Origin of the sequence: Methylomicrobium album BG8 (genome assembly GCF_000214275.2) — a bacterium.
Classification (GTDB): domain Bacteria; phylum Pseudomonadota; class Gammaproteobacteria; order Methylococcales; family Methylomonadaceae; genus Methylomicrobium; species Methylomicrobium agile.
Map to the genome: position 1 here is coordinate 4,063,420 of NZ_CM001475.1, position 25,730 is coordinate 4,089,149.

The 25,730-nt window shown below is 59.1% G+C and carries 25 protein-coding genes and 1 other RNA gene; 8 read left to right on the top strand and 18 right to left on the bottom strand.

The window, feature by feature from the left end:
• Nucleotides 1–178: 178 nt before the first annotated feature.
• From METAL_RS17735 to METAL_RS21225, 3 genes are all read right to left on the bottom strand, one after another.
• Nucleotides 179–1,183: a sulfate ABC transporter substrate-binding protein gene (locus tag METAL_RS17735; protein WP_005374569.1), complete on the bottom strand. Its 1,005-nt coding sequence runs from the start codon at nt 1,181–1,183 to the stop codon at nt 179–181.
• A gap of 117 nt (nt 1,184–1,300) precedes the next feature.
• Nucleotides 1,301–2,917: an alginate export family protein gene (locus tag METAL_RS17740; RefSeq protein ID WP_005374571.1), complete on the bottom strand. Its 1,617-nt coding sequence runs from the start codon at nt 2,915–2,917 to the stop codon at nt 1,301–1,303.
• A gap of 97 nt (nt 2,918–3,014) precedes the next feature.
• On the bottom strand, nt 3,015–3,191 hold the full coding sequence (locus METAL_RS21225; protein WP_005374574.1) for a YezD family protein: 177 nt from the start codon (nt 3,189–3,191) through the stop codon (nt 3,015–3,017).
• 343 nt (nt 3,192–3,534) lie between these two features.
• Between METAL_RS21225 and METAL_RS17745 the strand changes: the two genes are divergently transcribed.
• A complete protein-coding gene (locus METAL_RS17745) occupies nt 3,535–3,855 on the top strand; it encodes a BON domain-containing protein (RefSeq protein ID WP_005374575.1) in 321 nt (106 codons plus the stop codon).
• Between the two features lie 62 nt (nt 3,856–3,917).
• Nucleotides 3,918–4,232, top strand: coding sequence for a BON domain-containing protein (locus METAL_RS17750; RefSeq protein WP_005374577.1), 315 nt, complete (start codon nt 3,918–3,920; stop codon nt 4,230–4,232).
• A 66-nt stretch (nt 4,233–4,298) separates the two neighbouring features.
• On the opposite strand, the gene rdgB is transcribed toward METAL_RS17750, so the two are convergent.
• From rdgB to METAL_RS17775, 5 genes are all read right to left on the bottom strand, one after another.
• Complete coding sequence (gene rdgB / locus METAL_RS17755) at nt 4,299–4,910, bottom strand: RdgB/HAM1 family non-canonical purine NTP pyrophosphatase (RefSeq protein ID WP_005374578.1); 612 nt, start codon at nt 4,908–4,910, stop codon at nt 4,299–4,301.
• Nucleotides 4,911–5,058: 148 nt separating this feature from the next.
• Complete coding sequence (gene rph, locus METAL_RS17760) at nt 5,059–5,781, bottom strand: ribonuclease PH (RefSeq protein ID WP_005374579.1); 723 nt, start codon at nt 5,779–5,781, stop codon at nt 5,059–5,061.
• Nucleotides 5,782–5,895: 114 nt separating this feature from the next.
• Nucleotides 5,896–7,092 (bottom strand): ABC transporter permease, encoded by a 1,197-nt coding sequence (locus tag METAL_RS17765; protein WP_005374580.1) that lies wholly within the window; start codon nt 7,090–7,092, stop codon nt 5,896–5,898.
• A 2-nt stretch (nt 7,093–7,094) separates the two neighbouring features.
• Nucleotides 7,095–8,300 (bottom strand): ABC transporter permease, encoded by a 1,206-nt coding sequence (locus METAL_RS17770; RefSeq protein WP_005374583.1) that lies wholly within the window; start codon nt 8,298–8,300, stop codon nt 7,095–7,097.
• Nucleotides 8,301–8,371: 71 nt separating this feature from the next.
• Nucleotides 8,372–9,376, bottom strand: coding sequence for a DUF475 domain-containing protein (locus METAL_RS17775; protein WP_005374584.1), 1,005 nt, complete (start codon nt 9,374–9,376; stop codon nt 8,372–8,374).
• 257 nt (nt 9,377–9,633) lie between these two features.
• Here METAL_RS17775 and mgtE point away from each other — a divergent pair, with 257 nt between their 5' ends.
• Nucleotides 9,634–11,076 (top strand): magnesium transporter, encoded by a 1,443-nt coding sequence (gene mgtE, locus METAL_RS17780; RefSeq protein WP_005374586.1) that lies wholly within the window; start codon nt 9,634–9,636, stop codon nt 11,074–11,076.
• Nucleotides 11,077–11,091: 15 nt separating this feature from the next.
• On the opposite strand, the gene METAL_RS17785 is transcribed toward mgtE, so the two are convergent.
• The 3 genes from METAL_RS17785 to sucC all read right to left on the bottom strand — a co-directional run bounded on the left by METAL_RS17785 (nt 11,092) and on the right by sucC (nt 14,871).
• Entirely contained in the window at nt 11,092–12,711 is a 1,620-nt protein-coding gene (locus METAL_RS17785) for an NAD+ synthase (RefSeq protein WP_005374588.1), read from the bottom strand.
• A gap of 121 nt (nt 12,712–12,832) precedes the next feature.
• Nucleotides 12,833–13,705, bottom strand: a complete 873-nt coding sequence (gene sucD, locus METAL_RS17790; protein ID WP_005374590.1) for a succinate--CoA ligase subunit alpha — start codon at nt 13,703–13,705, stop codon at nt 12,833–12,835.
• Entirely contained in the window at nt 13,702–14,871 is a 1,170-nt protein-coding gene (gene sucC / locus METAL_RS17795) for an ADP-forming succinate--CoA ligase subunit beta (RefSeq protein WP_005374592.1), read from the bottom strand. Before sucC ends, sucD begins: the two co-directional genes overlap by 4 nt.
• Nucleotides 14,872–14,996: 125 nt before the next feature.
• On the opposite strand from sucC, the gene METAL_RS17800 reads away from it, so the two are divergent.
• A complete protein-coding gene (locus tag METAL_RS17800; protein WP_005374594.1) occupies nt 14,997–16,622 on the top strand; it encodes a two-component system sensor histidine kinase NtrB in 1,626 nt (541 codons plus the stop codon).
• Between the two features lie 4 nt (nt 16,623–16,626).
• Entirely contained in the window at nt 16,627–17,976 is a 1,350-nt protein-coding gene (locus METAL_RS17805; protein ID WP_005374603.1) for a sigma-54-dependent transcriptional regulator, read from the top strand.
• 548 nt (nt 17,977–18,524) lie between these two features.
• On the opposite strand, the gene METAL_RS17810 is transcribed toward METAL_RS17805, so the two are convergent.
• The 5 genes from METAL_RS17810 to METAL_RS17830 form a co-directional block, all read right to left on the bottom strand.
• Nucleotides 18,525–18,977: a hypothetical protein gene (locus tag METAL_RS17810; protein ID WP_005374604.1), complete on the bottom strand. Its 453-nt coding sequence runs from the start codon at nt 18,975–18,977 to the stop codon at nt 18,525–18,527.
• 173 nt (nt 18,978–19,150) lie between these two features.
• Nucleotides 19,151–20,371 (bottom strand): UbiH/UbiF/VisC/COQ6 family ubiquinone biosynthesis hydroxylase, encoded by a 1,221-nt coding sequence (locus METAL_RS17815; RefSeq protein ID WP_005374606.1) that lies wholly within the window; start codon nt 20,369–20,371, stop codon nt 19,151–19,153.
• Between the two features lie 3 nt (nt 20,372–20,374).
• Nucleotides 20,375–21,586, bottom strand: a complete 1,212-nt coding sequence (gene ubiH, locus METAL_RS17820; RefSeq protein ID WP_005374608.1) for a 2-octaprenyl-6-methoxyphenyl hydroxylase — start codon at nt 21,584–21,586, stop codon at nt 20,375–20,377.
• On the bottom strand, nt 21,586–22,896 hold the full coding sequence (gene pepP / locus METAL_RS17825) for a Xaa-Pro aminopeptidase (protein WP_005374609.1): 1,311 nt from the start codon (nt 22,894–22,896) through the stop codon (nt 21,586–21,588). The genes ubiH and pepP overlap by 1 nt, the downstream gene beginning before the upstream one ends.
• Before the next feature lie 15 nt (nt 22,897–22,911).
• Nucleotides 22,912–23,433 carry a UPF0149 family protein gene (locus METAL_RS17830; RefSeq protein ID WP_005374611.1) on the bottom strand — a complete coding sequence of 174 codons (522 nt, stop codon included), beginning with the start codon at nt 23,431–23,433 and terminating at the stop codon, nt 22,912–22,914.
• A 279-nt stretch (nt 23,434–23,712) separates the two neighbouring features.
• On the opposite strand from METAL_RS17830, the gene METAL_RS17835 reads away from it, so the two are divergent.
• The 3 genes from METAL_RS17835 (at nt 23,713) to ssrS (ending at nt 24,437) form a co-directional block, all read left to right on the top strand.
• On the top strand, nt 23,713–23,937 hold the full coding sequence (locus tag METAL_RS17835) for a TIGR02449 family protein (protein ID WP_005374616.1): 225 nt from the start codon (nt 23,713–23,715) through the stop codon (nt 23,935–23,937).
• Entirely contained in the window at nt 23,934–24,236 is a 303-nt protein-coding gene (locus METAL_RS17840) for a cell division protein ZapA (protein WP_005374618.1), read from the top strand. Before METAL_RS17835 ends, METAL_RS17840 begins: the two co-directional genes overlap by 4 nt.
• A 21-nt stretch (nt 24,237–24,257) precedes the next feature.
• A non-coding RNA gene (ssrS, locus tag METAL_RS21230) (6S RNA) lies at nt 24,258–24,437 on the top strand.
• A gap of 229 nt (nt 24,438–24,666) precedes the next feature.
• On the opposite strand, the gene METAL_RS17845 is transcribed toward ssrS, so the two are convergent.
• On the bottom strand, nt 24,667–25,098 hold the full coding sequence (locus METAL_RS17845) for a GlcG/HbpS family heme-binding protein (protein ID WP_005374619.1): 432 nt from the start codon (nt 25,096–25,098) through the stop codon (nt 24,667–24,669).
• A 3-nt stretch (nt 25,099–25,101) separates the two neighbouring features.
• Nucleotides 25,102–25,728 carry an arylesterase gene (locus METAL_RS17850; protein WP_005374620.1) on the bottom strand — a complete coding sequence of 209 codons (627 nt, stop codon included), beginning with the start codon at nt 25,726–25,728 and terminating at the stop codon, nt 25,102–25,104.
• Nucleotides 25,729–25,730: the final 2 nt, after the last annotated feature.

The following is a 25,730-nucleotide window of genomic DNA, read 5'->3' on the forward strand; positions in this document are numbered from 1 at the left end:
AATGCGTCCGTCCCTTGACTATCCAACGCCAACCACGAGAGGCATTCACCGTGGGATGACCCGATCGATGGCTCCGCACCGATCGTTGAGGAGGTTCTTCCTGGCCTTGCCGGAATCGGTATTTTCAAAACCGCCCGGCTCGTTTAGCCCAATCCTGCGTACAGGCCGAACGCGTTACTTACTGTTCGTAAATCTGGTCGAATATGGCGTTGTCGTCGAAATGATCTTTCTGCACATCGTCCCAACTGCCGAACACGTCGTTCACCTTGAACAGTTCCAGTTTCGGGAACCGCGCGATATCGGCCGGATCGGCATATTTCGGTTCGCTCGGCCGGTAAAAATGCTTGGCCGCCAGTTTCTGCCCGGTCGGCGAATAGAGGAATTGCAGATAGGCTTCCGCCAGATCGCGGGTTTTGTGTTTGTCGACAATCCCGTCCACGATCGTGACCGGCGTTTCGGCGAGAATGCTGCTCGGCGGCACCACGATGTCGACCTTGCCTTCGCCGAGTTCCTTGATCGCCAGATACGCCTCGTTTTCCCAGGTCAGGAGCACGTCGCCGATTTCCCGCTGCAGGAAGGTGGTGGTCGCTCCTCGCGCGCCCGAATCGAGCACCGGCACGTTCTTGTACAGTTTCTTCACGAAGTCTTTCGCCGCGTCCTTGCCGCCGTATTTCTTTTCGGCGAACGCCCAGGCCGCCAGATAGTTGTAACGCGCGCCGCCCGAGGTTTTCGGATTCGGGGTCACGACCGAAATGCCTTCCTTGACCAGATCGTCCCAGTTTTTGATGCCTTTCGGATTGCCCTTGCGCACCAGAAACACGATCGTCGAAGTGTAAGGAATGTTCTTGTTCGGCAAACGGGACTGCCAATCCTTGGGCAAGAGACCCGTTCTTCTAGCAATGTTGTCGATGTCGTAGGTGATCGCCAGCGTCAGCACGTCGGCCTCGAGGCCGTCGATCACGGCCCGGGCCTGCTTGCTCGCGCCGCCGTGCGACTGCTTGATGTCGACCGTTTCGCCGGTCTTTTCGCGCCAATATTTGACGAATTCCTGGTTGAAGTCCTGATACAACTCGCGGGTCGGGTCATAAGAGACATTCAGCAGGCTCCGGTTCGCGAACGCGTTGCCGCCGAGCAGCAAGGCCGCCGCCAGCAGGCCGGTTTTCAATACGTGTTTGGTGTTCATCGGTTCACTCGCACAAAAGGAATAAAAATATCTGTAACCATCATAGGGGCTACCGTTTTGAATAAAAAACGATATATTCCGAATTTATTATCTGATTTTCAGATAACCGCCCTCTTTTCATTTGAAGGCATTGAGGGTCAGTTCCACGTAGAAAAAGTCGGTGTCTTTTTCAAACATCCCCGGAATGTTCCCGTTCGAGGCCACCATCCGGTTGCGTACGAAGTCGCCGGTGGTAAAGTGCGAATAGCCGATATTGGTCGCGACATGCGCGAAGGGCTGGTAGCGCACGCGGATATCGACCGAGTTGCCCAGATAATCGCCGCTTTGCCCGGTCTTGTCGCGGTTGAAATCGTTGGCGTCGGAGACGCTGAACAGGTTGTTGAAGCGGTCTTTGTCGCTGGCCAGCCAATACAGGCCGAATCCCGTGTCGATACTCAGATTTTTGCGCGGCTGAAACTCCAGCCTGATTTTCGGCGCGCTGATGTTTTCCATCACGACGTAATCATCCGCGCTCCAGGGCCGGGCAAAACCGAAAAAGCGCTCGAACCGGTTGTTTTTGTTGTCGTTCGGGTTTTTATCGCCGCTCGCATAACCGTACTGCGCACTGATCCGGGGCTTCCAGGGATGGTCGAAGGTGTAGCCGGCCTCGAAGGTAAAACCGAAAGCATCCTGCTGCAGCGCTTTCCCGGTGTTTCTGTCGTTGCTGCGGCCGAACTGGTACATCGCGTCCATGTCCCAGTTGAATCCGGTGCCCGGAATAAAACCGTAGGCGCGCAGGGCGGGTGCGATAATGTCCCGATTGTCCAGATCGCCGGGATTTTGGGTGGCCGATTTTCTTAGGCCCAGATAGTAAGGCTCCAGCGTGATCCATTTGCTCCATTTGCGCCAGTGCCCGATCGCGCCGTAAACCCATTGCTGCTCGATCGGCTTGTCGGTGTTGTACTTGAGGCGGTCCAGCGGCTGCAGCGCCAGCCCGTCGAGGCTCCAGTCGTTTTTGTCCTGGCCCAGCGCAACCTGGAATCCCTGGAAGGTGTTGGTCGTGTTGCGCCATTCGTTGCTGGCAATCAGGCGGCGATCCAGAAATTCGAAATTCAAGCGTCCCGCTTTGATGCTCAGCGGCCGGTTATTGCCCAAGTCGTCCTTGCCCAGCGCATCCTTGAAAAACAATTCGCCATAAGCCTGAATGAACTCGAACTCGTTCACATCCCGGTTGTCCTCGGCAAAACGGCTGTTGTAGCGCCGGGAATCCTGGACTTCGACCGCGAAACGGAACGGATCCAGAATCTCCTTCAAGCCCAGGTAGGCGCGCGTCTTCAGCAGCACCGGCTCGTCGACGCCGCCGGCGTAGGCGCGTTTGGCCGCGGGGCCCGCATTCGGCAACGGATTGCTGCGGCGAATATCGTCGTCGCGGTGCTCGTAGCGAGTCCGTTGCTCCAGCCCGACGTCCAGCCAGGTAATGTCCCTGAATGCGTCAATGCCGGTTTTGTTCAATGTGACGCTATAAGGCGGCGGCGTGGAAATCCGTTTGGTACCGTAGCTGCCGGCTTCCTTGTAATAGCCGTTCCGTTGCGCCGCCTCCGCGGCAATTTCTTCCTGGACTTCTTTTTTTCTGGCTTCGATCTTCGCTTTCATTTCGGCATCGGCGTCGCCGGCCGCAAAGGCGGGCGGCGAGCCGGATATCCCGATCAGGTCGTTGACGGCTACGGTTAATAATAAAAATTTTCTCGTTCTCATACTTCTCTCGGGGAAACAGCCTTCTCCAGTTACCCGGTCAATCGCTGCCAAAAAAATTCACTCGCCATCCGCGGTGTTCCGCTGGATTTCGGCCGCATTATTTACGGGAGTAGTCGGGCCTCAGTTTTTCTTTGCGCTCGATCTGCACGACCTTGCCGTCGTGCACGATGATTTCGAGAGAGCCGAAACGGATGCCTTCCAGCATCTGGCTGATCTGATGCATGATTTCAAGGTGCTGATTCTTGGTCGGACTGGGTTCAACGTGATTGGCCATGCCGGTACTCCGTACAAAAAAGTCTTGTTGGAGCGAATTTTAAATAGCCGATTGAATCTGAAAAAACGATATTATTCGATTTAAATATCTGTTTTTTTGAAAGCGGTGAAATTCTTTGCAGCGATAACCTGCATGGAGCACGGCAAAAAACTGATCGGCGCCCCCCGCAATCCGGCCTGCCGAAAGGCAACCTCTCTCCGGCGCACGGCCAGGGACGGTACAACGCAATTTTTCCCCGCTATTTCTATCTCCGTTAACATGATGTTAATATAACCGTGTCAGACTTGCTTTTCTTGGTCCTTCAAGATATTACTTTTAACTCTTCATGTGGTTTGGAAATATCATGAAAATATTCGATTCGGCCAGAGTTGTGCTGTTAGGGTTAGCGGTCGTTCTATCGCTCTCGGTTTCGGGATGCGCCGGCAGCAGGCGGCAGGAAAGCACAGGAGAGTATTTCGACGATGTCTCGCTGACCGCCAGGGTCAAGACCTCGATTCTCGGCGATGCCGGGGTTAAATTTCTGCAGGTCCATGTCGAGTCCTTCAAAGGCATCGTCCAGTTGAGCGGCTTTGTCGACTCGGAGGCTGCCGCCGAGCGGGCCATCTATCTGGCGCGGACCGTCAACGGCGTCAAGCAGGTCAACAACAGTTTGATCGTCAAGTAAACCGGATTCTTGACGCGCATCCGCGCCATTTACCGATCCATTTTTTACCTCACGAAAACATCATGAAAAAATTCAGATCATTCCTGCGTTTTTTATTGGGCTTGCTGGTCATCGCTTCGCTGGCCGGCTGTGCGGCCAGCAAGCACTATGAAAGCACGGGCGAATACATCGACGATTCGGTATTGACCACCAAGGTCAAGACTTCGATCCTCGGCGACTCCAAGCTCAAGGTACTGCAGATCGACGTGGAAACCTTCAAGGGCATCGTTCAGTTGAGCGGGTTCGTGGACTCCCAGGAAGCCGCCGAGCGGGCCGTGGATCTGGCCCGCAAGGTTAGAGGCGTCAAGCAGGTCAACAACAGCCTGATCGTGAAATAAAAAAAGACCTGCCAGGTTTTTAAAAACCTGGCAGGTCTTCCGGGCTCACGAAGAGCCACGGGCCCGCTATTCCGTCTCCCTGGCGCTCAGCATTGCAGTCAGGCCGCGCAGCGCCTGTCCGCGGTGGCTCAGCGCATTCTTGACTTCCGGGGTCAATTCGGCGGATGCGCAAGCGTGCGTCGGCACCCAAAACACCGGATCGTAACCGAAGCCGTTGCTGCCGGCCGGCCGGGTCAGAATCCTGCCTTCCCAGACGCCCTGAGCGATCACCGGCATGGGGTCGGCCGCATGCTGCATGAACACCAACACACAGATGAAGCGCGCGCTGCGCTCCGCTTCCGGTACGCCGTCGAGCTCCCTGAGCAGTTTTTGCAGATTGTCCAGGTCGCTGCTGCCGGGTCCCGCATAGCGCGCGGAATAGACGCCCGGCGCGCCGTCCAGCGCGTCGACGACCAACCCCGAGTCGTCAGCAATCGCGGGCAGCCCGCTGTGCAGGGCCGCATGCCGGGCCTTGATGATCGCGTTTTCGACGAAGGTCGTGCCGGTTTCCTCCGCGTCGCCGATCGAGAAGTCGGATTGCGGCACGATCGGATGATCGGCCAGCATGGCCTGGATTTCGCGGATTTTTCCCGGATTGCCGCTGGCGAGTACGATTTTTTGGTGTTTAGTGAAGAGCATAACTCGGACGAAAAACGAAAGTTGCGCGAAACAGGGTTTGCAACCCCGTTCCGAACGTTTTAACAATACGGCTTCGGATGCAGTCCTGAAACGAAACGGCCGGGGCAACACGCCCCGGCCGGTAGGTTCTCCTCCCGGATCTTGGGCTTCATCCGCATTTCTCCAGGGCTTCCCGCTGCTTCTCGATCAATTGCCTGATGCCGAAACCGGCCAGTTCGAGCATGGCGTCCAGTTCGTCCTTCCGGAACGCATGCCCTTCGGCCGTGCCCTGGATTTCGATGAACGCCGCCGCATCGTTCATCACCACGTTCATGTCGGTTTCGGCGTTGCTGTCTTCGTTGTAGTCCAGATCCAGCACCGGCACCCCGTTATAGATCCCGACCGACACCGAGGCGACCTGGCCGTGCAGCGGACTGGCCTTGATCAGCCTTTTCTTGAGCATTTGCCTGACCGCCAGCGACAAGGCGACGAAGCCGCCGGTAATCGAGGCGGTGCGGGTACCGCCGTCGGCCTGCAAGACGTCGCAGTCGATCGTGATCGTGTTCTCGCCAAGCGCCTTCAGATCGACCGCGGCGCGCAGCGAGCGGCCGATCAGGCGCTGGATTTCCATCGTGCGCCCGCCCTGTTTGCCGGAGCTGGCTTCGCGCCCCATCCGGCTGTGCGTGGAACGCGGCAGCATGCCGTATTCCGCCGTGACCCAGCCTTCGCCCTTGCCCTTGAGAAAGCGCGGCACCTGGCTGTCGACGCTGGCGGTGCAGATTACGCGGGTATCGCCGAACTCGACCAGCACGGAGCCTTCCGCATGTTTGGTATAGCCGCAGGTAAATTTGATTTCTCGCAATTGATCGGGTTGTCTTCCGCTCGGTCTCATGGGTGTGATGCCAAAATTAAATCCGCACAGTATACCCGAACTGTCCCGCCTGGAAGGAGCAAATTATCAATCCATTGATATTTATAGGGAATCGCACCGGATTCCCTTTCGGTTTTATTCGGTCCTCAGCGCCTCCAGCGGTTCGAGCCGGGAGGCCTTGATCGCCGGCGCAACCCCGGCGGCGATTCCGATCAATACCGAAACGGCAAAAGCGGAGAGAATATAGCCCCAGGCCAGCTCGACCGGCAAGGCGGGCAAGGCATAATCGATTGCCTCGATCACCAGAATGCCGGCCAGCACCCCGGCCAAGCCGCCCGCGACGCTCAACGCCAGCGCCTCGCTCAGAAACAGCCGGAAAATGACCCGCCTCTCCGCCCCCACCGCGCGCAGCAGGCCGATCTCGGAGATCCGTTCGGAAACCGCGATCGTCATGATCGTCAGGATCCCGACCGACCCGACCAGCAAGGAAATGCCGCCCAGCGCGGCGACGCCCAGCGTCAGGATGCTCAAGACCGAATCCATCGTTTCGAGCATCTGGTTCTGGGTAATGATCGTAAAATCCTCGAAGCCGTGCCGGGCGGTCATCAATTTTTTAACCGCGCGTTGGACCGAAGCGACCGAAACCGAACTTTTATAGAGCACGTCGATTTCCATCAGGCCTTCCCGGTCGAACAGTTCCAGCGCTTTCGCGGCCGGAATGTAGAGCGTATCGTCCATGTCGAAACCGAGCATCTGGCCTTTTTTCCGCATCACCCCGATCACCCGGTAACGGTCCGTGCCGATGCGTATCCTTTGACCCTGCGGACCGGCCGCGCCGAACAGTTCCTGCGCCAGTTTGTCGCCTAAGACGGCCAGGGCGCGCGGATTCCCCTCATCGTCCGGCAGAAAGCGGCCGGTTGCGACTTTCAGCCGCCACACTTCCGGCACCGCGCTGCCCACGCCCAGCACATTGGTGCGGCGCTGTTTGCTGCCGGCTTCGACGCGCGCATTGCCCTGCACGACCGGCACGACCGCCAGCACGGGCGGCAGCTTGCGCAGCGCGGCCGCATCGTCGAGCGACAGGGGGCGCACGGTGCTGATCGTCGCGCCGGAGATGCCGAAAGTGCTTTTCTTGCCGGGATTGACCGACAGGAGATGGGTGCCGAACTGGGTGAACTCGGCCAATACAAAGGTATGAACCCCACGTCCGATCGAAGTCAGAATGACCACCGCGGCAATACCGATCACCAGGCCCAGCGCGGTCAATGACGAACGCAGCTTGTGGCTCACGATGGAGCCGTAGGAGAAGTGCAGCAGGTCAGGGATGCGCATCTTCAGCGTTTGGCCAAAGCGGTGATCGGATTCAGCCTGGCGGCCTTGCGGGCAGGCAAAAGCCCGAAGGTCAGGCCGGTCAGCAGCGCAACGCCGAGCGCCGCCAGGAATGCCCACGGCGGCAGCGCCAGCGGAAATTTCGGATAGGCCAATTGCAGACCGGCTAGGGCGAGCTGGCCGAGCAGCGCGCCGGCCGCGGCCCCGGCCAGCGACAGCAGGGCGGCTTCGGCCAGGAACAGCATGTGCAGTTGCCGGCGGGTCGCGCCCAGCGCCTTGAGCAGGCCGATTTCGGCGGTGCGCTGGGTCACGCTGACCAGCATCACGTTCATCACCAGCACGCCCGCGACCGCGAGGCTGATCGCGGCGATGCTGGCCACGGTCAGGGTCAGCGCCGCCAGTATTTTGTCGAAAGTCCCGACCACGCTGTCCTGGGTAATGATCGTAATGTCTTCCTCGCCTTCGTGGCGCGCCTTGATGATTTTGCGAATGTCATCGACCGCTTTCGGCATCGCCTGCTTGGACTTGGCCTCGACCAGAATCCGGAACAGCGCCTCGGTATCGAACAAGGCTTGGCCGGAAGCGACCGGTACGATCACCATCTCGTCGAAATCGGTGCCGATCGACTCGCCTTCGGGAGCCAGGACACCGATCACCCGGAAACGTCGGTCGTTGATCCTCAGCCATTGGCCGATCGCCTGCCGGTTTGGAAACAGTTCCTTGCGGATCGTCTGGCCGATCACGCAGACCGAACGCGCCTGATCGGCCGGGATTTTGGGCAAAAAACCGCCCTGCGCCATATGCAGGTGCCTGGCCCCGAACAGTTCTCGGGTCGAACCGAAAATGTTCGTTTCGCGCTCCAGGCCTTGGCTCGAAACCGGCGCGGCGCCGATCATCAGCGGAGCGATCGCGGCGATATGGGGACTGGCCGACAGCGCCCGGGCATCGCCGAGCGTCAGATCGCGCGGCGTCTCGCCGAATAACGGCGGCGGACCGCCGGTCGTTTCGTTGCGTCCCGGCAGCACGATCACCAGGTGCGTGCCGAGCGCTTCGAACTCGTGCACGATATAACGGCGCGCGCTGTCCCCCAACGCGACCAGGACCGAAACCGAGGCGACTCCGATGCTCATCGCCAGAACGATCAAGGCGGTCCGAAGCGGCTGGGATTTGATCGCCAGCAGAGATTGGAAAAAAAGGTCGGCCGGAAGCATGGTCCGTAGGGTACGCTGCGCGTACCTTATTCAATACCTTCGAAAGGTACGCGCAACGTACCCTACAAGGGTTATGCCTGCGCCTTCTTGTACTGGACCGAAGAGTACACCGACAGTCCGATCAGAACCGCACCGGTCAGGCCGGTCACCACTTCGGAAATGTGGGTGGTGATGCTCATCAGCATGATGCCGGCCAGCACGCCGATCGCGTAGTGCGCGCCGTGCTCCAGAAAAACGTACTCATCCAGCGTCCCCTGACGCACCAGGTAGACGGTCAGACTCCGCACGAACATCGCGCCGATCGCCAGTCCGAGCATGATGATGATCACGTCCTGGGTAATCGCAAAGGCGCCGATCACGCCGTCGAACGAAAACGAAGCGTCGAGCACTTCCAGATAGAGAAAACTGGTCAACCCGGCTTTTTTGAGGGCGCCGGCTACCTGCGCGCCTTCCTCCTCGTCTTCGAACAGCGCGTCCAGACTATCGACCATCACATACAGGATCACCCCCGATACGCCGGCCACCATCACCTGCAGGCGAAGCTCGGCAGGCAACCAGTGCTGGATCACCAGCAGCAAGCAGAGCGCCACGATCAGTTCGATCGATTCGAGCTTGCCCCAGGCGGCCAGTTTTTCTTCGATGCGTCCGAGCCAGTGCAGCTCCTTCGCGTCGTCGAAGATGAACCCGAAGAACACCATCAGCAAGAACATTCCCCCGAACGCGGCAATCTCGACATGCGATTCGGCCAGATGCTGCGCATAGGTCATCGGTTCGTGCAGCGCCATGCCGGCCACGCCGACCAAGCCAATGCCGGTCGCGACCGAGACGATCAGGATCGGGAACAACAGCCGCATCCCGAATACCGCAACCAGGATGCCCCAGGTCAGGAAATAGAATTGCCAACGTTCATCCATGCGCTTCAGAACGGAGGCGTTCACCACCGCGTTGTCGAACGACAGGCTGACTTCCAGGACACCCAGAATCAGCGCGATGAACGCACCGGTCAGGCCTCCCCAATAAAACGCGATCGCGACGGACAAAACGGTCACGATCATGGAAAGACGAAAATGCTGCATGCAAATCTCCTTGTAATAAATGACATTTATTATAAAACCCTAACTATAAGTGATTTAACCGAAAATCAACAGTTCTTCCCTTAAAATTAAGGCTGCGGTTCTAAGGCCGGCAAGATTCCGAAGAGAATGCATATTTCGTACCAGTCTTATCTTTATCGCTTATAATGACCGCGCAATTCTCGCCCCGCCCCATCGCCGAGCCGACGGCGAGTCCGCTTACTCCCGCCAGCGCACGCTGCATATGACTCTGTGATGTTATGGATTTCGTAAACAAGCTCAGCCCTGCCCAGTTTTTACAACACCAGCTCCGGGAAGTGATCAACCTGCTCGAAAAACAGCAGTTGGAAAAATCGCTGCTCGAAAGAACGCCGGGCGAGCATCACGAACTTCTCGAAACGGTCCTGCGCAAACAACAGGAAAGCCGTCTGCAAGACAAACTGGCGGAGCTGCATCCGGCGGATATCGCGTTCATCCTCGAATCGCTGCCGATGGATCAGCGCATGTTGGTCTGGAACGCGATCGAGGCCAGCCATCACGGCCAGGTTTTGGTGGAAGTGTCCGATGCGGTCCGGCACACCCTGATTTCGAGTATGGAATCGGCGGATCTGGCCAGCGTGGCGGAAAACCTGGATGCGGACGAAATCGCCGACCTAGCCGACGATCTGCCCAAGAACGCAATGCTGAAGATCCTGCGTTCGCTGAATAATCTGGAACGCAAGCACGTGAACGACGTGCTGGCCTATGAAGACGACCAAGTGGGCGCGTTCATGGATTTCGGCACGATCACGATTCGCGCCGATCTCACGCTGAACGCGATCTCGGACTACATCCGCAATCTCGGCAAATTGCCGAAGCATACCGATAAACTGTTCGTCGTCGACCACGACAACAAGGTGCAGGGCGTACTGCCGCTGTCGCGGCTGTTGACCCATGCGCCGGCGCTGACTGCCGAAAACGCCATGGTTACCGATTTCGTACAGTTCGAGGTCGACCAGGAAATTGCCGAGGCCTCGCACGCATTCGAACGTTACGACTTGATTTCGGCCCCGGTCGTCGACCGCGAAGGCCGGCTGCAGGGACGGCTGTGCATCGACAGTGTGCTCGACTACATCCTCGAAGAAAACGACGAAGAACGGCTGATTCAGGCGGGCGTCACCGAAGAGGAAGACCTGTTTTCCAGCGTCTGGAAAAGCGTACAGAACCGCTGGCCGTGGCTGCTGATCAACGTCACGACCGCCTTTATCTCGACCCGGATCATCGGCTTTTTCGAAGACGCGATCCTGCAGTTGGTGGCGCTGGCGTCGCTAATGCCGATCATCGCCGCCACCGGCGGCAATACCGGCAACCAGACCAGCATCCTGATCATTCGCTCGTTGGCTTTGGGGCAGATCACCTCGATCAATGTCGGCCGGCTGATCCGGAAAGAGCTGACCCTCGCCCTGCTCAACGGTATCTTTATCGGCCTGGTCGTGGGTTCGGTCGCCTTCTTCCTGTACCGGGACTGGCCGCTGGCGGGCGTGATGGCGCTGGCGATGCTCCTGAACCTGCTGGTCGCGGTCGTAGCCGGCCTCGCGATTCCGCTGCTCCGGCACAAGTTCGACAAAGACCCCGCCGCCGGCGCCAGCGTGATGCTGACCTCGATTACCGACGCGATGGGATTCTTTATCTTTTTGGGGCTGGCGAGCCTGTTCCTGTTATAGGAAAGACAATCTTTCCTACTGCTTCATCCCCCGATAACCGGAGGTGATCGGATAGCGCCGGTCGCGCCCGAACGCCCGCTCGGTGATCTTGACGCAGGGCGGCGACTGGCGGCGCTTGTATTCGTTGCGGTCGACCAGGCTGACGGCCCGGGCCACGTCCTCGGGGCTGAAGCCGGCCGCAATGATTTCATCGGCCGACTGGTCAAGCTCGACATAGCGTTCGAGGATCGGATCGAGCACTTCGTAAGGCGGCAAGGAGTCCTGATCGACCTGGCCGGGCGCCAGTTCCGCCGACGGCGGCCGGGTCAGCACCCGCTCCGGAATCACGAAGGCCACGCCGTTCCGGTAGCGCGCCAATTGATAGACCAGCAGTTTCGGCACGTCCTTGATTGGCGCGAAGCCGCCGGCCATGTCGCCGTACAGCGTCGCATAGCCGACGCTCATCTCGCTCTTGTTGCCGGTCGTCAACAGCAGCTTGCCCTGTTTGTTGGAAATCGCCATCAGAATCACCCCGCGGCAGCGCGCCTGGATGTTTTCTTCGGTCGTATCCTGTTTCGTACCGGCGAAAATCCCGGCCAGCATCCCGCCAAAGGCGGATACGGCCGGGTCGATCGGTACGGTATGGTGCCTGACGCCGAGCGCCTCGGCCTCCCAGATCGCATCCTCGATGCTCATCGGCTGGGTATAACGCGACGGCATCAGCACCGCCTCGACCCGGTCCGCGCCCAAGGCATCGACCGCCAGCGCCAGCACCAGCGCGGAATCGATCCCGCCGGACAACCCCAAGAGCGCCCCCTTGAAGCCGTTCTTGCGGACGTAATCCCGAATCCCGAGCACCAGCGCCTGGTATTCGCTCGCCACCGGCGTATACAGCGGCGCGCAATCGCCCTTGAGCGGCCGGCCGTCGGCAAAATCGACGACGCCGATCTGCTCCTTGAATTCTTCGGCCCGGAACACGACCTCGCCCTGCGCATCGACCACGAACGAGGCACCGTCGAAGACCAATTCGTCCTGGCCGCCGATCTGGTTCACATACACCAGCGGAATTTGCGCGGCTTTGATCTGGCCGCAAACCACCGCTTCGCGCTGGCGAATCTTACCCGCATGGAACGGCGAGGCATTCAGGGTCAGCAGCAAATCCGCGCCTTCGCGCCGATTTTCGGCGATAATGCCGGCGTGCCAGACATCCTCGCAGATGGTGAGGCCGATCTTCGTCCCCTTGAAGGAAAATACGCAGGTCTTATCGCCGGCGGAAAAATAACGCCGCTCGTCGAACACGCCGTAATTGGGCAACGCCCGTTTGCGGTATCCGGCCAGGATCCTGCCCTGATAAAAGACCGCCACACTGTTGTAAAGCTTGCCGCCGTCCTGTTCCGGAAAACCCGCCACCACGGCGATATCTTTCGGCAGCAGCGAAGCCAGCCGGCCGACGGCCTCGTTGGCCGCGTCGATGAAGTCAGGCCTCAAGAGCAAATCTTCGGCCGGATAGCCGGTCACGGTCAGTTCCGGAAAAACGATCAGGTCCGCACCGAGGGTTTCATGGGCATGTTTGGCATTTCGGACGATGTTTTGGACGTTGGCGTCGATGTCGCCGACCAGGAAATGGGTTTGAGCGAGGGCGATTTTTAAAGTCATGCGGGCTCGTAAAATTTCGAGACGTTGGATTTAAGGGAAAGAAGAAATTGAATAAAGACCTGCCAGGTTTTAAAAACCCGGCAGGTCTTCGGCATGAGCCTTCAAAAGCGGTAAACCTGAATTACCGCGGCAAGCAGCCTTTGATCGCCGCGCCGATATCGGTCGGCGAGCTGACCACTTCGACTCCGGCCGCTTTCAGCGCCGCGATTTTGCCCGCCGCGGTGCCCCTGCCGCCGGTCACGATCGCGCCGGCGTGGCCCATGCGCTTGCCGGGCGGGGCGGTTTGTCCGGCGATATAGGCCACCACCGGCTTGGTCACGTGCGCCTTGATATACTCGGCCGCATCTTCTTCCTCGCCGCCGCCGATTTCGCCGACCATCACGATGCCTTGAGTCTGATCGTCTTGCTGGAAGCGGCTCAGCACGTCGACGAAGTTCATCCCGTGGATCGGATCGCCGCCGATTCCTACACAGGTGCTTTGGCCGAGGCCCTCGTGGGTGGTCTGATGCACCGATTCATAGGTCAGCGTACCGGAGCGCGAGACGATCCCGATCGAGCCCGGCATATGGATCTTGCCGGGCATGATGCCGATCTTGCATTGTCCCGGCGTGATCACGCCGGGGCAGTTCGGGCCGACCAGCAGCGCGCCGGCGCCGGCCATCGCGGCTTTTACGCGCAGCATGTGCAAGGTCGGAATGCCTTCGGTGATGCAGACGATCAGCTTGATCCCGGCATCGACCGCTTCGAGGATCGCATCGGCCGCGTAAAACGGCGGCACATAAATCATGCTGGCGTCCGCGCCGGTCGCCTTGACCGCTTCCTCGACCGTGTTGAATACCGGCAAACCCAGATGCCGACTGCCGCCGCGTTCCGGCGTGACGCCGCCGACCAGTTCCGTGCCGTATTCGAGCGCCTGCTGGGAATGGAAAGTGCCCTGTTTGCCGGTAAAGCCCTGGCAGATCACTTTGGTATTTTTATCGATCAAGATGCTCATGCTGCGGCCTCCGCCAACGCTACGACCTGTTCCGCCGCATGCGTCAAATCGTCGGCGGCATATAAATTGAGACCGGTACTGTTCAGCAGCGCCCGGCCCTGTTCGGCATTGGTGCCTTCCAACCTGACCACCACCGGCACCGCAACATGGACCTGCTTGATGGCGGCCAGAATCCCGCTGGCGATGATGTCGCACTGGACGATGCCGCCGAAAATATTGACCAGCACTGCCTTCACGTTGCCGTCGGAGAGGATCAGCTTGAACGCCTCGCAGACCTTCTCCACGTTGGTGCCGCCGCCGACGTCCAGGAAATTGGCGGGACTGCCGCCCTTCAACTTGACCAGATCCATCGTCGCCATCGCCAGCCCCGCGCCGTTCACCATGCAGCCGATCGTGCCGTCGAGCGTGATATAGTTCAGGCCGTATTGCTGCGCCTTGTTTTCTTTTGCGTCTTCCTGTTCGTGATCCCTGAGCGCCAGAATGTCCGGATGCGCGGCGACCGCATTGTCGTCGAAGTTGATCTTCGCATCGAGCGCGAGCAATTCGCCCGCTTCCGTTTCGATCAATGGATTGATTTCGATCTGGCTGGCGTCTTTTTCCAGAAACAGCCGGTACATGCCTTGCATGATCCCGGTCAGCGCCTTGATTTGTTCCCCCTTGAGGCCCAATGCGTAGGCGCAGCGCCGGCATTGGTTGGCCTGGAGGCCGGCGGCCGGGTGAATCGCGACCGACAGGATCTGTTCGGGCGACTCGTGGGCGACCGCTTCGATGTCCATGCCGCCGGCGGCAGAAGCGATGAACGTCATCCGCTCGCTGCCCCGGTCGACGATCAGGCTGAGATAGAGTTCGCGTTTGATCGGATAGGTCCTTTCGATCAACAAGTTACGGACCGGCAAGCCGGCGTTGCCGGTCTGATGCGTCACCAGGCGGCCGCCGAGCAGGTCGCGGCTCGCCGCTGCAACGTCCTCGAGCGTTTTCACCAGCTTCACGCCGCCCGCCTTGCCGCGTCCGCCCGCATGCACCTGCGCCTTCACGACCCAGCCCGCGCCGCCCAGCCCTCTGGCTGCACGATCGGCTTCCTGCGCGGACGCCGCCGGCCGGCCCTCCGGCGCCGGTATCCCGTAGCTGCGAAACAGCTGTTTGGCCTGATATTCGTGGATATTCATGGATGCTCCGATGAGGCGGGTTGACGGTATTGATTTTTCGCAAGATCGCGCGCGGCAATGCTATGCTTACTGGCTGGCGGATATTCTAATAAATTACCGGAAAAACAGCATCAACATTAGTCGGCATGCCGGAAAATAATCAAAGCATCATCCATCCCTGCCCGCTGTCGAAAGGTTACGGCATTCCCGAACCGCAGGCATGGCTGCTTTTGAAGGTCTACCTGGTTTACCGGCTGTTTCTGGCCGGCTTTTTCATCGCGCTGTTTTACGCCCGCGCCGCACCCTCGGTGCTGGGTTCTCTAAATGCCCAGCTTTACCATTCCGCCAGCCTGCTTTATCTACTGCTGACGTTGATCTCCGGCTTTCTGCTCCGTTCCCGGCTCGCCGCTTACAGTTTTCAGGCGCAATTCCTGCTGTTTTCCGACATCATCCTGTTGACCTTGATCATGCACGCTTCCGGCGGACTCAAAAGCGGCATCGGAATTCTCATGGCCGTGTCGGTGGCGTCGGGCGGCGTCACGATCGGCGGCCGCTGCGCCATGTTTTTTGCCGCGATGGCCAGTCTGCTGGTGCTGGCCGAAGAGATTTACGCCGATCTCACGGACAGTTTCGCCGCGGCGTCCTACCCTTATGCAGGCATGCTCGGAGCCGCCTTTCTGACGATCGCACTGCTGTCCTACGTACTCGCGAAGCGGAGCGAAAGCCTTCTGGAACTGGCGGCCCGGCACGAACAAACGATCGCGAATCTGGAAGAACTGAATCACTACATCATCCAGCATCTGGAAACCGGCATCCTCATCACCAACCGGAAACAAATCGTACAATTGACCAATACGGCCGCCTTGAAAATGCTGAATCTGGGGAAGAGGCCCGTGCATTTGCGCGATATCTCGGCCCGTCTCTCCGAAGACTTCAGCGACTGGCTCTATGACCAGGAGCTGGATCAGGCGGAACTGACCCTCCCCGATCAAGCCGAAATCCGCGTCCGCTTCATCCTGCTGCCGACCCGCAACCGTGCTTTCTACATGCTGATGCTGGAAGACATCGCGCTGTACAATCAGCATGTCCAGCAAAGCAAACTGGCTTCGCTGGGACGCCTGACGGCGAGCATTGCGCACGAAATCCGCAATCCGCTCGGAGCGATCAGCCATGCCGGACAACTGCTCTCCGAAAATCCGAATTTCACCCCCCAGGACCAGCGTTTGGCGCAGATCATCCAGACCCATTCAAAACGGGTCAACAAGATCATCGAGGACATTCTGCAGCTTTCCCGCCGCAATGCCTCGCGCCGGGAAAAAATTCAGCTCAAGCCCTGGCTGACGCACTACCTGGAAACGTTTACGCTGGAACATCAACTGGCCGGGCAGAAAGCGCTCAGGCTCCATATTGACCAGGACCGGCTAACCGCATTCATCGACCCCGGCCATTTGAAGCAAATCCTCGACAATCTATGCCGGAATGCGCTGTTCTACGGCCATCCCGAGCACGGGCCGATCACTGTGCACGTTTTCATAGCGCAAAATTCGCCTTGCATCGAAGTGATCGACAATGGCCCCGGCATCGCCCCCGAGCATCAGAGCCGCCTGTTCGAACCCTTTTTCACTACCTCCAACAAAGGCACCGGGTTAGGGCTTTTCATCTGTAAGGAATTGGCCGAATTAAACCACGCCAAATTAGGCTATCATTTAACCCGAAACCAACGCAGCAGCTTCAGGCTGTATCTGAGCGACGCCGATAAATCATTCCGTTGAATAAATGAAGACACCTTTTGCATTGATCGTCGACGACGAGCCCGACATTATCGAATTACTCGAAATCACCCTGCACCGGATGGGCGTCGAGACCCGGAGCGCCGGCACGGCTTCCGGCGCCAGACGATTATTACAGGAGCGCACCTTCGATCTCTGCCTGACCGACCTGAAATTGCCCGACGGCGACGGCCTCGAACTGGTCGAACTGATTCAGTCCTCCGATGCCCCGCACCCGGTCGCGGTGATCACTGCCCACGGCAATATGGACACCGCGATCACCGCGATGAAAAAAGGTGCGTTCGACTTCGTTTCCAAACCGGTCGATCTGCCGGCGCTGCGGCAATTGGTCGCGAACGCACTGAAGTTCAAGGATCACGCCTCGGCCAAGGACCGACGGATGCGTCATACCTTGCTCGGCGAGTCGCAGTTGATGCGCGACATCCGTTCCAAAATCGCCAAGCTCGCGCGCAGCCAGGCGCCGGTCCACATTCACGGCGAATCGGGCGCGGGCAAGGAACTGGTCGCGCGCTTGATACACCAGCAGAGTACCCGCAGCGATAAATCTTTCGTCGCGATCAACTGCGGCGCGATCCCGCACGAACTGATGGAAAGCGAATTCTTCGGACATAAAAAAGGCAGTTTTACCGGTGCGGTCGGCGATAAAAAAGGCCTGTTTCAAGCCGCCGACGGCGGCACCCTGTTTCTCGACGAAATCGCCGACCTGCCTCCGTCGCTGCAGGTCAAACTGCTTCGGGCAATCCAGGAAAAAAAGATCCGCCCGGTCGGCGAACAACAGGAAATTCCGGTCGATGTGCGGCTGTTGAGCGCGACGCACCGGAATCTGGCCGAGATGGTGCAGAACGGCAGTTTCCGCCAGGATCTGTTTTACCGGATCAATGTCATCGAGTTGAATGTGCCGCCCCTGCGCGAGCGTACCGCCGACGTGCCGGCGCTGGCCGAACATATTCTGGTCAGACTGACCGGGCAGACACAGACGCACAAGCCTGAAATTTCACCGGCGGCGCTCGACGCATTGCAGCGCTACCGTTTTCCGGGCAATATCCGGGAGCTCGAAAACATTCTCGAAAGGGCGCTGGCGTTGTACGATGGGAAATGCATCGGCGTGGACGACCTGAATCTGCCGGTCGGAATCGCGGAGACGCATCTTTCCGAAGAATCCCGCTACGATCCGGGCCGGGGTTCGCTCGAAGATTATCTGGAAGCGATCGAAAGACGAGCGATTCTGCATGCGCTCGAAGAAAACAGATGGAATAAAACCGCAGCGGCCAAACAACTGGGGTTGACGTTCCGCTCGTTCCGCTATCGGCTGAAAAAACTGGAACTGGACGACTGAAATTGGAGACCCGGGAACGCGGCTGCGCGAATGAAGCGCCAAAGCCGACCTGCCGGTCTGAAGGGTGCGCCGATCAGATGGATGTTCGAAGAAAGGATGGACGTCAAGACCTGCCGTTTTTTTAACCCTGGCAAGTCCTCTCGTTCGTAAGAAAGGCAGAGCCGACGTTTCCCCGGCCGTGACGCCCCAAAGCGGCTCCACAAGCGTTTAGGATTGGGTCGATAATAACTTCCCCCTCTCATTCCCCCGCCGGTCAAGCGCTTATCGTGCCCCCCTTTGCCGGCTTGGGTTACCCCCAAAGAGCACGAACCGCTGTAGGGCGGATTCGCCGAAGGCAATCCGCCGGGTTTCGCCACAGGCCATTCCCCGTTTTTGAGGATGAGGCGGTTTGCTTCGCAAAACCGCCCTACGCGGTGCCTGATGACGCGCGCCGGTGGGAACGATCAGGCGGCATGCCGGGAGATTATTTTTAACCACATCCTTTAGCGGTTCACTGCATTTTATCCGCCCCCTGTACTTACCGCCGCAGGGAAAAACGCTTTCTATGTTCAGGCGCGGTATTTCGGCATCGCTTCGAGCTTGGCGACCGCGTCCTTGATTTTGGCCTCGACGGCGGCATCCAGCTCATTGTTCTTGTAGATTCTGTCCAGCAATCCTTCGGCAACCAGCGCTTCCTTGATCCAGCGCTTGGCGAAACGGTAGTTGGTAAATACGGGGGTTACTTCACCGGTTTCGGGGTTGCGCAACCCGGTCTTGGCCGACGCGCCGGAAGCGGGAGCCGGGGCGGTACTCGCAGCAGCGGATGCCGGTACGGCAGGTTTGGGGGCAGTTGCGGGTTCCGGTTTGGCGGCGGATTGCGGTTTCGGAGCGGGAGCGGCGGCCGAAGGTGCCGGCTTCGCCTCATGAACAGCGGTTTTTGTGCCGGCATTCTTATCGTTTACGACCTGATAAACGACATAAGCCACAAAAATAACGGTCAGAATAAACAACCCTTCAGTCATGACGCAAATCCCCCTCTAAATTTTATTGAATTGATACGCCGGCGATCATTATTATCATCAAGAGCCTACGGTTCCCCGGCAAGCCGCCTAGCCATGTGCCGAATATACCAGATGCGGGCAAGGGCGGTAAACCTTCGCCATCAAAATAAATGAGGGTTTTAGCGGGATAAACGCTACCAGCAATCCTTGCCTTTGGCCAGGGAAGGCAAATCGTCGCGCAGCCCCATCGCATAGCGGTTGAAATAGTTCTTCAGCAACCCAGCCCGGTCGACCCAGCCCATGCCTGCTGACCGCAATTCGCTCAACCCGGCAGTCCGGCTTCCGAAGACCTTGTTCAAGGCATCCATGCTGCCCATCATGATCAGATTGTCGCCTTTACGCCAGCGTTCGTACCGGCGCAGCAAGCCCCGTCGTGCCAACGAACGTTGTCCGCGCCTGGCCTCCAGGATCACCTCCGCGAGGGCAGCCGCATCCAGAAGGCCCGCGTTTGCGCCCTGCCCGGCCAACGGGTGCATCACATGCGCCGCATCGCCGGCCAGCGCCAGATGATCCGCGGTATAACTGTTGGCATATTGAAAGCGTAAAGGAAAAGCCGCGCGCGGTCCCACCGCCAGCATCTTGCCGAGCAATCCATCCGAAGCCTGCGCCAAGGCGGCCAGAAAATCGGCATCCGGCAGGGTCAGATGCGCCTTCGCGGTATCCGAGCGCAAGGTCCAGACGATCGAGCACCGGCCGTTCGCCAGCGGCAGAAACGCCAAGGGGCCTTCGTCCAGGAAGCGCTGCCAGGCCGTCGCCCGATGGCTCAGCTCGGTGGTCACCGTTGCAACGAGCCCGTGCTGGCCGTAATCCCAGCCGGTTACGCCGATACCGGCCAGCTTGCGCAGAAGCGAATCGTGACCGTCTGCCCCGACCGCCAGATCGGCCGCAAAAATCCGTCCATCGTCGAGCCTGAGGCGCACGCCGTCCGGTTCGGCCTCGATCCCGGAAACCGCCGCCGGCGTGATGCAAGTTACACTGTCCAGCGTATCGAGTACGTCCCACAACGCGGCGACCGTCACCCGGTTTTCGACGATGTGGCCGAGTTCGCCGTATTCGGTGTCCGCGCAATCGAAATGCATTTCCCCGCCTCCGCGCGCATCGAAAACGCGCATTTCGCGGTACGGGGAAACGCCGCGGCGCACCATGCCCGGCCATGCCTCCAAACGCTCCAGGATCCGTTGCGAGGCGCGGGTCAGCGCCGAAACGCGAATATCGACCGGCTCCGGCGGCCACTCCCGCGGAGGCGCCGCTTTGTCGAGCAACGCGACGCGCACGCCGCCATGACCGAGCGCGCAGGCTACCGCCGCACCGACCATGCCGCCGCCCGCCACGATCACTTCGAAACGTTCGCTCATCGTTTATCTCCGGGCGCCGAGGCGCGGCAGCCGGCCGGACAGGCCCATCGCATGCCGCGACAGCAGCGATTTGGCCGCCGGAATCCGGTCGAGCAGGCACAAGCCGGCATTCCGGACCGCCGCCACCGGCAGCCATTCGTTCGAGAAAATATGAATCAGCCGATCGGTAAAACGGATCGTGCGCTCATGATCCCGGCGCCGCGCCTCGGCGTAAGCCTTCAAGAGCGCCGGTTCGCCGATATCGCCGCCTTGCGCATGCTGCTGAAGCAGCGCTTCCGCCAGCGCGGCCACATCGCGCAGGCCGAGATTGAATCCCTGGCCCGCGACCGGATGCAATTGATGCGCCGCATTGCCGACAATCACCGCGCGTCCTTCGATCATTCGCTCCGCGCGAATCAAGGTCAGCGGGAACGCCCGCCGCGGCGCGGCCAGGGCCAGTTCGCCGAGCCGGTAGCCGAAGCAGGCCTGCAGCTCGGCGGTAAATTCGACTTCAGGGAGCGAAAGCAGCGTCTCGGCATCTTCCCGGGTACGCGTCCAGACCACCGCCGAATGCCGCTCGCCTACCGGCAACAACGCTAAAGGCCCCGAGGCGGTAAAGCGCTCGTACGCAGTGAACCGGTTAGGGCGCGAAGTGCTGACCGTAGTCACCAGCGCGGTCTGCCCGTAATCGGTCACCTGCTGCCCGATATCGAGCAGTTTGCGCACCGACGACAGGCCGCCGTCGGCGCCGGCCAGCAGTTTTGCGGATAAGGTAACGGACTCGCCGCCCAGTTTCAGGCTGACGCCGATCTCGTCCACGCCGGAATAGAGGCCCGCGACCCGCGCCGGACAAAGCCGTTCGATGCCGGTCGCTTCGACGCGGTCCGCAACGTGCCCTTCCAGATCGCGCGCAGTGATCACATAACCCAGCGCCTCGACGCCTTCCTGTTCGGCCGACAGCCGGGTCTTGCCGAAATGGCCGCGATCGGATACGTGGATCGTCTCGATCGGGGTAGCGGCCTGCCGGATGCCTTGCCAGACATCCAGCGCATCCAGCAGGGTGACCGTGCCGGCCGCCAGCGCCAGCGCGCGGTCGCCGGCAGGAGACACCCGCTGCTCGGCGCGCGTGTTCGCTTCGATGATCGCGAGCTTCAGGCCCGAGTCCCGCAGCGCCAGGGCCAGACAATTACCCGCCAGCCCGCCGCCGGCGATCAATAAATCGTATGCCGGTTGCATCAGGCGGCCTGCATCAGGGCTTCGATTTCGTCGATCGTTTTCGGCACCCCAGCCGTCAGGCATTCGTAACCGCCTTGGGTCACCAGCACATCGTCCTCGATCCGGATGCCGATGCCGCGCCATTTTTCCTCGACCTTCTCGTAATCGTGCGGAATATACAGGCCGGGCTCGACGGTTACCACCATACCGGGTTCGAGCAGGCGCCATTCCTGTTCGACCTTGTAGTCGCCGACATCGTGCACGTCCATTCCGAGCCAGTGGCCGATCCGGTGCATGAAAAACGGCTTGTATTTCTCGTCCTTGATCAGTTTCTTGACCCTGCCCTTCAAGATACCCAGCTCGACCAGGCCTTTAGTAATCATTTCGACCGCCGCATCGTGCGCCGCATTCCAGGGCAGGCCGGGCCGGATCTGTTCGAGCGCCGCGGACTGCGCGTCGAGCACCAGTTGGTAAAGCTGTTTCTGCGGCTCCGTAAACCGGCCGGAAACCGGAAACGTGCGGGTAATGTCGGCCGCGTAATGGTCGCACTCCGCGCCCGCATCGATCAGCAGCAAATCGCCGCTCTTCAGCACATCCTTGTTTTCGATGTAGTGCAATACGCAGGCATTCTTGCCGCCGGCGACGATGCTTGGGTAGGCGACATGGCGCAAACCGCCCTGGTAAAACTGGTACAAAAGCTCCGCCTCGATCTGATATTCGTACAGGCCGGGCTTGCAGGCCTGCATCGCCTTGACGTGCGCCTTGGCCGACACTTCGGCCGCGCGCCGCATCAGTTTCAGTTCGGCCGGACTCTTGAACAGGCGCATCTCGTGCAGGATGTGTTCGAGCGACACCAGTTCGCCCGGCGCGGTGATGCCCCGGCGGGTCTGGCCGCGCAGATGATTGATCCATTCGAGCAGGCTGTGATCGAGATCGGGGTCGCGCCCCAGCGGATAGAACACCTTGCCCTTGTTTTCGAGCATGCCGGGCAGAATTTCGTGGAGATCGTCGATCGGAAACGAATCGTCGGCCTCATAATGCTTGACCGCGCCTTCGAGCCCGGCATGGGCGCCTTCCCACAGCGCCTTGGTCTCGTCGTATTCCCGGCAGAACAGGATATATTCGCCCTGTTCCCGGCCGGGGATAAATACGGCCAGCGCTTCGGGTTCGTTGAAGCCGGTCAGGTAATAAAAATCGCTGTCCTGCCGATAGGGGTAATGCACGTCGCGGTTGCGGACGCGTTCCGCCGCGCTGCCGATCAGCGCGATATTGCCTTTGCCGACGCGCTGCATCAGCTGCTTGCGGCGTTTTTTGAATTCGCTTTGTTTCATGATGGGTATTGCCGGTTAATGAATCCTGGCGCGCCGGTTCGAGCCGAGTTCGGCGCGCAACAATAAGACCGCGGTACGCAGATATTCGGTGACCTCCATGAACGCAACCTCGTCTTCTTCACCCTCCGCATCCGGGTCCAGCCGGGTAAATTCGGCAATGTCGCGAAGGATTTCGCGGGTCTGGCCGGATTGTTCGCCGTTCCGGTACAGCGCGCCGACGCCGAACAAAAAACCCTGGCACCAATCGGCAAGCGCGGCGATCTGCTCGCTTAAAGGAACGTCATCCGCAGGCAGAAACGGCTCGAAGCCGTAATCCCCGCTTTCCAGAGACGCCCTGGTTTCCTCGAACAGTTGCGCAAGCTGTCGCGACTGCTCGGCTCCGATATCGTCGCCTTGGTCAAACAGCTGCTTGATCCAGGCGGTGCTTTGCGTCTGCCCATTCACGCACAACATGCCGGTCGCCAAACCGTGCGCTTCCGCAGCCGAGTTGGCTTCGTCGCTGCCTTTGAAAAAACTGTCTATATCCTGGTAGGTCATGATTCGAATAGACGGGATGAATGTCGCTATGCTATCACCGAAAAGCGCCGCATGCCGATAAATACGCTATCCCGCGCATTCGCCGCCGCCTTCCGGAAGAGTGGAAAATAGCCTGTTTTCCGTGCGCAATCCTCTTACCGGCACTTGCCCAATATGTGTATAATGGCATTCGCATCGGGGTAACTCATTGATGTCCGTCATTTTAACAGAAAGTATTTCGTGTTTATGCCCGGCATGAAAAACATCTCCTAACACCCTTAACGCCAAGTTCGGATGACGATGAACACACAACCGAATCAATCACTCGAATTGAAAGAGCTTGAAGAAAAGCTGGACTTGCTGATCGAACAATACCATGCACTCAAAAACGAAAATCATTCGCTGAAAATCAAACAGGAAGCCCTGGTAAAGGAAAAAGCGAAACTGATCGAAAAAACCACACAGGCCCGGATTCGCGTGGAAGCGATGATTTCCCGCCTGAAAGCGATGGAACACGGTTCATGAGCACGGTCAAAAAAGAAGCGGTCGCCCTGACGATCATGGGCAAAGAATATAAAATCGCCTGCGAACCGGAAGAGCGTCAACGCCTGATCGAATCGGCGCAACTGCTCGACAGGCAAATGCGGCAAATCCGCGACTCCGGCAAAGTGAACGGTGCCGACCGGATCGCCGTGATGGCGGCACTGAACCTTGTGCACGAGCTTTCCTTTCTCAAAAGCCAGAACGACAGCCTGCGTTTCGATTTCGGCTCGTCGCTGGCCAGCATGATCCAGAAAATAGAAAACGTTTTGGAAAATCGATAAACGCGATACAATAGAACCTTGTATCTCCTGCAGCGTTCGAAATGTATTGGGTGTTTCCTGAACCTATTTTTACCCCGGGGGCGAACATCCGGCAATGGTGAGCATGCCCGTACTTGTCGGGAAGCCTGATTTACCGATCCAGCCTCCACTTGAACCTACGGTTCAAGGACGAAAGTACGTTACGGCGCAGGCGGGAGATGCAACATTCCTTTTTCGGCGCTCCCAAAAACCGCACCTAAACCGATTCAGTCTTCTTCCCCGCAAAAGCAAGTTCAAGTTACCCATTCACTTCCTGTGCCCGGTCCGGCGATTACGTATATCCTGACAAACCGGAGCGTCCTTGCCTAATCAAAAACTTCCGCCTTCCCCAGCAAGCGGCCCGGAGCCTGGAAACTCCCTTTTCCCCAAACCGATGCCGGTTCACCGCTTCCTATACGCCTGCCGCAAATCCGGCCGCCTCGATGCCGGCGATCGCACAGCGCTCATCCTGGTCCGATACGTCGCCGCTGATTCCGACCGCGCCGATCAATTGATTATTTTCCTTGTCGCGAATCAGTACGCCGCCCGGCACCGGCATCACCTTCCCCTGCGACAGCGTAACCAACGAATTCATGAAGTCCGGCCGCTGCACCGCAACGCCGGCTAGGCTTCTCGACGACACGCCCATGCTGACCGCCCCCCAGGCTTTGGCGGTCGCGATATCCTGGCGGATCATGCTGGCGCCGTCTTCCCGCTGCATCGCTTTCAAATGCCCCGCCGCATCCAGCACCACCACGGTCAACGGCGCCATTTTCAGTTCTCTGGCCTTGGCAATCGCAGTCTGTATAATCAAATTGGCTTTTTCCAATGTCAAAATGTGCATCCTTCAATCTCTTTTTTCAGGTGATGTGTTGAGTAAAGGCAATAAGTACCGCCAAATCTTGTCCGCGATCAGCGGCTGGGCTTTCGCATTCGGATGCAGGCCGTCGGGCTGCATCAGTTCCTCGGCCAGCGCAATATCTTCGAGGATGAACGGCACCAAAGGCACGGCCATTTCCCGGGATAATTCGTGGTACACATTATAAATCATATCGATATAGCGTTTACCGTAATTCGGAGGGATGGTCATGCTGAGCAGCAGCACCTTCGCGCCGCGCTCCCGGCTGCGGCGGATGATCTCGCCCAGATTGTGCTTCAACGCAGCCGGCGAGAGTCCGCGCAAGCCATCGTTCGCGCCGAGCTCGACGATCACGGCGGCAGGCTTTTGCTCGTCCAGGATGCGGTCGATGCGGGCCAGGCCGCCGGCGCTGGTTTCGCCGCTGATGCTTTCGTTGCGGACCCGGGCCTTGCTGCCCGCCTGCCGCAGTTTGGACTCCAGCAAGCGTACCCACCCCTGCTCGACTTCGATCCCGTAGGCGGCGCTGATGCTGTCGCCCAGCACCACCACCGTTTCGGCGTGTAGATTGAGCGAAAACAAGGCCGCACCCAGCCATAAACTTAATTTCGACAACATGA

Coding starts and splice junctions, on each gene's coding strand:
- METAL_RS17810 (WP_005374604.1), bottom strand. CDS start 18,977: ATGACTGAAGGGTTGTTTATTCTGACCGTTATTTTTGTGGCTTATGTC.
- METAL_RS21225 (WP_005374574.1), bottom strand. CDS start 3,191: ATGGCCAATCACGTTGAACCCAGTCCGACCAAGAATCAGCACCTTGAA.
- ubiH (WP_005374608.1), bottom strand. CDS start 21,586: ATGCAACCGGCATACGATTTATTGATCGCCGGCGGCGGGCTGGCGGGT.
- sucC (WP_005374592.1), bottom strand. CDS start 14,871: ATGAATATCCACGAATATCAGGCCAAACAGCTGTTTCGCAGCTACGGG.
- METAL_RS17815 (WP_005374606.1), bottom strand. CDS start 20,371: ATGAGCGAACGTTTCGAAGTGATCGTGGCGGGCGGCGGCATGGTCGGT.
- METAL_RS17840 (WP_005374618.1), top strand. CDS start 23,934: ATGAGCACGGTCAAAAAAGAAGCGGTCGCCCTGACGATCATGGGCAAA.
- METAL_RS17735 (WP_005374569.1), bottom strand. CDS start 1,183: ATGAACACCAAACACGTATTGAAAACCGGCCTGCTGGCGGCGGCCTTG.
- pepP (WP_005374609.1), bottom strand. CDS start 22,896: ATGAAACAAAGCGAATTCAAAAAACGCCGCAAGCAGCTGATGCAGCGC.
- METAL_RS17750 (WP_005374577.1), top strand. CDS start 3,918: ATGAAAAAATTCAGATCATTCCTGCGTTTTTTATTGGGCTTGCTGGTC.
- METAL_RS17805 (WP_005374603.1), top strand. CDS start 16,627: ATGAAGACACCTTTTGCATTGATCGTCGACGACGAGCCCGACATTATC.
- METAL_RS17775 (WP_005374584.1), bottom strand. CDS start 9,376: ATGCAGCATTTTCGTCTTTCCATGATCGTGACCGTTTTGTCCGTCGCG.
- METAL_RS17830 (WP_005374611.1), bottom strand. CDS start 23,433: ATGACCTACCAGGATATAGACAGTTTTTTCAAAGGCAGCGACGAAGCC.
- METAL_RS17770 (WP_005374583.1), bottom strand. CDS start 8,300: ATGCTTCCGGCCGACCTTTTTTTCCAATCTCTGCTGGCGATCAAATCC.
- mgtE (WP_005374586.1), top strand. CDS start 9,634: ATGGATTTCGTAAACAAGCTCAGCCCTGCCCAGTTTTTACAACACCAG.
- sucD (WP_005374590.1), bottom strand. CDS start 13,705: ATGAGCATCTTGATCGATAAAAATACCAAAGTGATCTGCCAGGGCTTT.
- METAL_RS17740 (WP_005374571.1), bottom strand. CDS start 2,917: ATGAGAACGAGAAAATTTTTATTATTAACCGTAGCCGTCAACGACCTG.
- METAL_RS17765 (WP_005374580.1), bottom strand. CDS start 7,092: ATGCGCATCCCTGACCTGCTGCACTTCTCCTACGGCTCCATCGTGAGC.
- METAL_RS17850 (WP_005374620.1), bottom strand. CDS start 25,728: ATGTTGTCGAAATTAAGTTTATGGCTGGGTGCGGCCTTGTTTTCGCTC.
- rdgB (WP_005374578.1), bottom strand. CDS start 4,910: ATGCTCTTCACTAAACACCAAAAAATCGTACTCGCCAGCGGCAATCCG.
- METAL_RS17800 (WP_005374594.1), top strand. CDS start 14,997: ATGCCGGAAAATAATCAAAGCATCATCCATCCCTGCCCGCTGTCGAAA.
- METAL_RS17845 (WP_005374619.1), bottom strand. CDS start 25,098: ATGCACATTTTGACATTGGAAAAAGCCAATTTGATTATACAGACTGCG.
- METAL_RS17785 (WP_005374588.1), bottom strand. CDS start 12,711: ATGACTTTAAAAATCGCCCTCGCTCAAACCCATTTCCTGGTCGGCGAC.
- METAL_RS17835 (WP_005374616.1), top strand. CDS start 23,713: ATGAACACACAACCGAATCAATCACTCGAATTGAAAGAGCTTGAAGAA.
- METAL_RS17745 (WP_005374575.1), top strand. CDS start 3,535: ATGAAAATATTCGATTCGGCCAGAGTTGTGCTGTTAGGGTTAGCGGTC.
- rph (WP_005374579.1), bottom strand. CDS start 5,781: ATGAGACCGAGCGGAAGACAACCCGATCAATTGCGAGAAATCAAATTT.